Genomic DNA, 6,000 nt, shown 5'->3' with positions numbered 1-6,000 from the left:
AAATCAGCGGATTTTGAGGCGCGATCGCTTGTTCGGCATAACGTCCATCAACTAATCGGAAATACCGTAATCGTCGATCGGTTTCGTTAAACACCAAGTAATTAGGAATTTGCAGAATTTGCTCGTAGACGGTGAATTTGCTGGGTGGTTTGCCGGGTTGGGTCGGTGGTAGGGGTTTGGGTGCAAACGGCCCCAGGTCTTCTGCTTCGGTTCCGGGCGACAGAAATTCGATCGCCATCACCGGATTGACTTGCTCGTCCCAGGTCACATAGCTAGAACGGGTGGTTTTCCCCTGATACAGACGGGGGACGCCGACAACGAGGAACCAGTCGGGGCGCTTGTACCAGCCCGTATTATTCGGGTCGTAGTAGAGATTCAGGTCGAAGGCGTAAAATACTTCACTTTCAGCGTAATCCGTCAGATGTAACGTTTCTGCTAACAATTGCGGCTGTAAGCCATGAAATTCGTCGGGCAAACCGGGCTCCAAGGGGTCGTCGCTAGGAAGGTCATGCATGGTTGGCAAGGTATCCATGCAAGGCAGCGAGGTGGTAGCGATGGGTTGGTTCATGGGCGAACGGCTCCTGGGCTGCAATACCGCAATTCTAGCATCTTGCCCAATTGCCCATAGGGATGCGTTCCTCTAACACTATTGTTAACCAGCGGTGTTAAACAATATTGTGTATGTTATTTGCACTCACGATCGCGCACAACTGCGTCCTCTAAAACGTTGCCAACAGCCATTCCCGAATCTTTTGGTTCACCAATTCCGGCGCATCATCGTGGGGACAGTGACCAGCCGGAATAAAATCCTGCCGAGCCTCAGGATAATATTTGCTAAACTTGGCTCCCCGCTGCCGAGCATTCCCCACCCAAGGATCTTGCTCACCCCACAGTAAATAAAGCGGTTGAGTCAGCTTTTGCAACAGAGAATCATTCGATTCTCCCTTCGGTGCACGAAATACTAACGCAAACACCTTAGCTGCACCCCGATCGCAGGAAGGACGATAGATATCTTCCACCAACTCATCGGTAACTTCCGACTGATTCACATACACTTGCTTGAGGGTTTTACGAATAAACGCTTTATTTTGCACATATTTGAAAATAAACCAACTGAACCAGTCTTGATTGAGCAGCGTTTTAAACGTCGTGCCCATTAGCTTTTGTAAGGGAGTCGGCTGGGGACGATTCTGCAAATCCTCGCTAAATCCACCGGCAGGATTCAATAAAATAGCGCCCTTAGCCACTTCTGGAAAACGAGCCGTGGTTGCCAAAGCCACATACCCGCCGATCGAATTCCCTGCAATCACCGTCGGCTTCCCAATGACCTCTTGGATGAAATCATAGAGTTGATCGGCCCAAAGATCTCCACCATACTGCGTTTCAGCCTTATCCGATCGTCCAAAACCCAACAGATCGATCGCATAAACTTCAAACTCCTGTTGTAACCCCGCAATGTTCTTCTTCCAGTGATCCGTCGAAGCCCCAAACCCATGGACTAACAACAACGCAGGCCGACTAGTCTGAGACTCTCCTGCTCGCCCACCCGCCTTGACATAGTAAATTTTGAATCCTCGCCAAGACCAATATTGACCCGGCACAGCGACAACAGGGGAGGCAATGGTCATGATTGCAGGACTGTAAAGAACAGTAACGTAGTATGTCCCATTGTAAAGCTTCTCTGCCCAGAACGGACTATCCACTTTGCCGAAGTCACCCCCGACAACCTAGCCCAGCAATTGCGCCTTGGCTGCATTCCGATACACTTGAAGAGGTCTTTTTGTCGTCCACCTTACCAAAATCCTACCAAGAGGGGGTTCTCTGTGCGCCTGTTTACGACCGTTGCTGCGCTTCGTTGTTACTTAGCCCAATGCCGCAAACTGGAGGGAACCGTGGGTTTGGTCCCAACCATGGGGGCGCTCCATGCTGGACACCAAAGCTTGATCGATCGTGCCCGTCAGGAAAACCAATGGGTGGTGGTGACGATTTTCGTCAATCCTTTGCAATTTGGCCCCAACGAAGATTTTGACCGTTATCCCCGCACCCTAGAAGCCGATCGCGCCCTGTGCGAAGCCGCTGGCGTGGATGTAATTTTTGCGCCCCCGCCGTCGGAATTAGGCATTATTCCAGCGGCCAACGCAGAAGTGACCCAAATCGTGCCCCCGGCTGCAATGCAGTCAGGACTCTGTGGGGCATCCCGACCGGGACACTTTAACGGTGTTGCCACGATCGTCACCAAATTACTCAACCTCGTACAGCCCGATCGTGCTTACTTTGGCCAAAAGGATGCCCAACAATTGGCGATTATTCAGCAACTGGTTGCGGATCTGAATCTGTCCGTGGAAATTGTTGCCTGTCCCATCGTCCGGGAACCCAGTGGCCTTGCCCTCAGCTCCAGAAATCAATACCTCAGTCCCGCAGAAAAACAAGAAGCTGTCACCCTTTCCCAGGGACTCATGGCAGCGCAACAGGAATTTCGTCGAGGGGAACGCCAGCGATCGCTCTTAATCGATCGAGTCAAAGCCCAACTGGCCACTGCCCCAAACCTTCAGCCTGAATACATCGAATTAGTTGATCCAACAACACTAACCCCATTGACAGAAGTTGCAGAAACTGGATTGCTAACGATCGCGGCTCGATTAGGCAAAACACGACTGATCGACAATGTATTATTGCGCACCCGTAAACCCATTGTGGCGATCGATGGCCCCGCCGGGGCGGGCAAATCCACGGTGACTAAACAGGTGGCCCAAGCCTTGGAATTGTTTTACCTAGATACCGGAGCCATGTATCGTGCCATTACCTGGCTAGTGCTGCAATCGGGAATTTCCGTAACCGATGAACCCGCGATCGCAGAACTGGTATTTCAATGTCACATTACCCTGACGGACGATCGGGTGGAAGTCAACGGTCAAGAAGTGACCCAAGCCATCCGTACCCCAGAAGTCACCAGCCAAGTGTCCACGATCGCAGCTCAAACCGCAGTGCGCCAAGCCCTGGTCAAGCAGCAACGGGAATACGGCAAACGGGGGGGAGTGGTCCTGGAAGGACGGGATATCGGCACCCACGTTTTCCCGGATGCTGAACTAAAGATTTTTCTCACAGCCACGGTGGCAGAACGGGCACGACGACGGCAAAAGGATTTGGAACGGCTGGGCCAACCTGTGCCGGATCTGGAGGAATTGGTGCAATTAATTGCCGAACGAGATGCCAAGGACAGCACCCGATCGCTGGCTCCCCTCTGCCAAGCGATCGATGCAGTGGAACTCGTCACCGATGGCATGACGATCGAAACCGTTGTCAATCAGATCATCACCCTCTACCACAATCGCCCATAACGCGCTAGGCTAGTCATGGCAAGCGCACCCTGAAGAGCTTAGCAATCAAGACATCTTCTGGAATTCGGTGGCTAGCTTACAAAAACTGTGACGGTTTGTAATTGCCTGCACAATTAATCTGTAACTGCTGTCGGAAATGCGTTATCATACACGCCGAGCACTGAAATCACTGACTGAAATCACTGATCCTTGTGCCAAGAGGCAGGCATTGCAACATTGCTGAGCGTTGCTGACCTGATTTTTTAGAATTTACCCAGTTTGAACAACCTATGACTACTCAACAAGTCGCTTATCCGATGGAAAAGCTCCAGCGACAAGTACGATCGCTGGTGGACAAGAAGCTGTTGAAACCCAGTGATAGCCTCTGGAAAATTGCTTTACTTTACGGGGATGAATGGGCTTACTGGAAACAGGAGTTGTTATCCTTCGACTTTTCGATGCAGGATCCCGTGAGTGAGTTCCTTGCCGTGGAAACGTGGGAAGAAGATGAAGACTAGTATTGATGCAGGCTAGTCTGAGCGAGGACTCATGTTTTCGCTGGCCAATCAACTCCATCAATTTAATTTCATAAAGGCAAGCCAACCGAAGGGCGAGCTAACCGAAAACAGTCATTGGGGGGCGTAGATGGGCACCCCTAATCTTTCTCTACATCAACAATTTCTCTCCCCCATTCACCGCCTGTTGATCGCCCCCCATAATCAGGCTCTACCCATCTCTCCCAGCTAAGTCTAGCCAAATAAAACTTGGCTAAATAAAACTTAGGTGGGTTAGTCTTGGTGAGTTTTGGCCGCAGTGGGTTAAAACCGAATCGACTCTAGGTTAGGACGTACCTTGGCGCGAATCACGATCGCAGTAATGTTATCGTGCCCGTTGTATTCATTCGCCAAACTAATTAGCTCCCGTACCCCTTGATCAAGATTGGCTTGAGAGCTGATGAGGGGAGCCACATAATCCTTGTGATACTCTTCCAATAATTGATTATCCGTCAGCCCATCGGACGCCAGTAAAAACAGCGTGTCTTCGTTGATTTCGATGAACTGGATATCCGGCTCCACAAATTCATCATCCCGTGGCCCAAGCGCTTGGGTCAGTTGGTAGGCATCGGGACGAGCATAGGCGATTTCGGGTAGTACGCCTCGCTTGATCTCACGCTGGCCCACCTCATGATCACAGGTGATTTGCTCTAGGCCGTGTTTCCGGGTATAGCGGTAGAGGCGACTATCCCCAACATGGGCGACTGCCACCGTCGTATTGCTCACAATCGCCATGACAAGGGTGGTTCCCATGCGGGCACTGCCTATACGTTCTTCGGCTTGGTTACGATCGAAGATCACCTGATTGGCCAACAAAACGCCCTCTCGGATGACTTGACTGGGCGGCAGCTTAGCAGAAGTGGCATTACTGGCACGTTGCGATCGCCAATAGTCCTGAAAAAAGTTTTGCAGCGTCTCCACCGCCAATTGGCTGGCCACCTCCCCCCCCGCATGGCCACCCATCCCATCACAGAGGATGTAAATGCCCTGGGCTTGCACCGAGCCCCCAGAAGGCTTTTTAACTTGTTGAATTTCAGCCGCAATACCGTAATAGTCTTCGTTATGCTCCCGTTGCAAACCCACATCTGTTTTGGCCGCATCGTCCAGGTTAGAAAGATGCATCGGTAGCACGATCGTCGGCATATCGTCGGCTTCGTCGGTCGCCGCATCACTGTCTTCCCAAACTTCGATCTGAGTCACCGCCTCTGTAAGGGCTATATCCACGATCGGGAGATTTTGCGCAGGATTGTTAGAATTCCCGGGTTGCAGATTCTGGGGATCAGGTGCCATAGCAGATGTCAAAAAACAATGGGTGAACAGTGAGGGAAAGATAGAAAAACTGGGATCAAAGCGAACAGCGATCGTGTCTAGTCTGAGGGTGTCTAGTCAATGGGAAGGCCCCCAAATTTGCATCAATGGCTCCATACAGAAGACTCCTACTGCTCAAAATATTACGAAATGAACCGTGGCAAATCCGTTAACTCCAATAATTTCTTGATTTTAAATAGGGTGATGGATCACTGGGTAGGCGGATTGCGACCCTACGGGAATGTTCGTTACCCCTTAGGTATCACTTATAGGTATCACTGAGGTATCGCGACTTGAGTGTAGTTTGAGTGGTCTTTGCCTGAGTGTGGTCTTTGCCTGAGTACTGTCACCGAAAAGCTTAGCACCGGAAAACTTGAGTCACTGAAAAGTGTAGCCACTGAAAAGTGTAGTCACCGGAGTCCGTTGCCTTACCAGTTGCCTTATTACTAGTTGCCTTAGTTACCTTAATACAAAGTTGGATGAAGGCGTCTTAGATTTAAGGTGTCTTAGATTAAGAAGTGGTAGGGTAAACATACCACTTCAGCGGGGGAGTGCCGATGCAAGACCCTAACATTAGCAATCCCTAACCAATGTACAAATCAACCAAAATCGACTCGGGCAGGAATTACATCCGGAAAAACAGAAAACTATCCTAGGGGTCTCCGGGTAATGCTTCAACCATGCGGTTCAAACGTTATGTTTCAACCATACTAGACAGAATTCCTCAAAACGGTTGACTTCCTAGAAAAGTACCGATCTAGAAAAGTACCGATGACTGGCGCAGTTCTCGTTCGTCACGTAACCCCAACTTGGTGGGTGAG

At 50.5% G+C, this 6,000-nt stretch carries 5 protein-coding genes; 2 read left to right on the top strand and 3 right to left on the bottom strand.

All coding sequences use genetic code 11. The annotated features are described in order from the left end of the window. On the bottom strand, positions 1 to 568 hold a 568-nt coding region (locus H6G21_RS15840; protein WP_190574390.1), incomplete at its 3' end, for a Uma2 family endonuclease. A gap of 151 nt (positions 569 to 719) precedes the next feature. Further along, complete coding sequence (locus H6G21_RS15835; protein ID WP_190574389.1) at positions 720 to 1,628, bottom strand: alpha/beta fold hydrolase; 909 nt, start codon at positions 1,626 to 1,628, stop codon at positions 720 to 722. A gap of 195 nt (positions 1,629 to 1,823) precedes the next feature. Here H6G21_RS15835 and H6G21_RS15830 point away from each other — a divergent pair, with 195 nt between their 5' ends. Both H6G21_RS15830 and H6G21_RS15825 read left to right on the top strand, forming a co-directional pair. Next, on the top strand, positions 1,824 to 3,338 hold the full coding sequence (locus tag H6G21_RS15830) for a bifunctional pantoate--beta-alanine ligase/(d)CMP kinase (protein ID WP_190574388.1): 1,515 nt from the start codon (positions 1,824 to 1,826) through the stop codon (positions 3,336 to 3,338). A gap of 269 nt (positions 3,339 to 3,607) precedes the next feature. After that, complete coding sequence (locus tag H6G21_RS15825; RefSeq protein ID WP_190574387.1) at positions 3,608 to 3,835, top strand: DUF4327 family protein; 228 nt, start codon at positions 3,608 to 3,610, stop codon at positions 3,833 to 3,835. Between the two features lie 300 nt (positions 3,836 to 4,135). Here the strand turns inward: H6G21_RS15825 and H6G21_RS15820 are convergent, their stop codons facing one another. Next, complete coding sequence (locus tag H6G21_RS15820) at positions 4,136 to 5,161, bottom strand: serine/threonine phosphatase (protein ID WP_190574386.1); 1,026 nt, start codon at positions 5,159 to 5,161, stop codon at positions 4,136 to 4,138. Between the last annotated feature and the right edge of the window lie 839 nt (positions 5,162 to 6,000).

This window comes from Alkalinema sp. FACHB-956, from assembly GCF_014697025.1.
Lineage (GTDB): Bacteria > Cyanobacteriota > Cyanobacteriia > Leptolyngbyales > Leptolyngbyaceae > Alkalinema.
The sequence above is the reverse complement of the archived record's forward strand: the minus strand, read 5'-3'. Positions and strand labels throughout refer to the sequence as shown.

Excerpts from the sequence above, each read along its gene's own strand:
- H6G21_RS15835 (WP_190574389.1), bottom strand. The coding sequence starts at position 1,628 with ATGACCATTGCCTCCCCTGTTGTCGCTGTGCCGGGTCAATATTGGTCT.
- H6G21_RS15825 (WP_190574387.1), top strand. The coding sequence starts at position 3,608 with ATGACTACTCAACAAGTCGCTTATCCGATGGAAAAGCTCCAGCGACAA.
- H6G21_RS15820 (WP_190574386.1), bottom strand. The coding sequence starts at position 5,161 with ATGGCACCTGATCCCCAGAATCTGCAACCCGGGAATTCTAACAATCCT.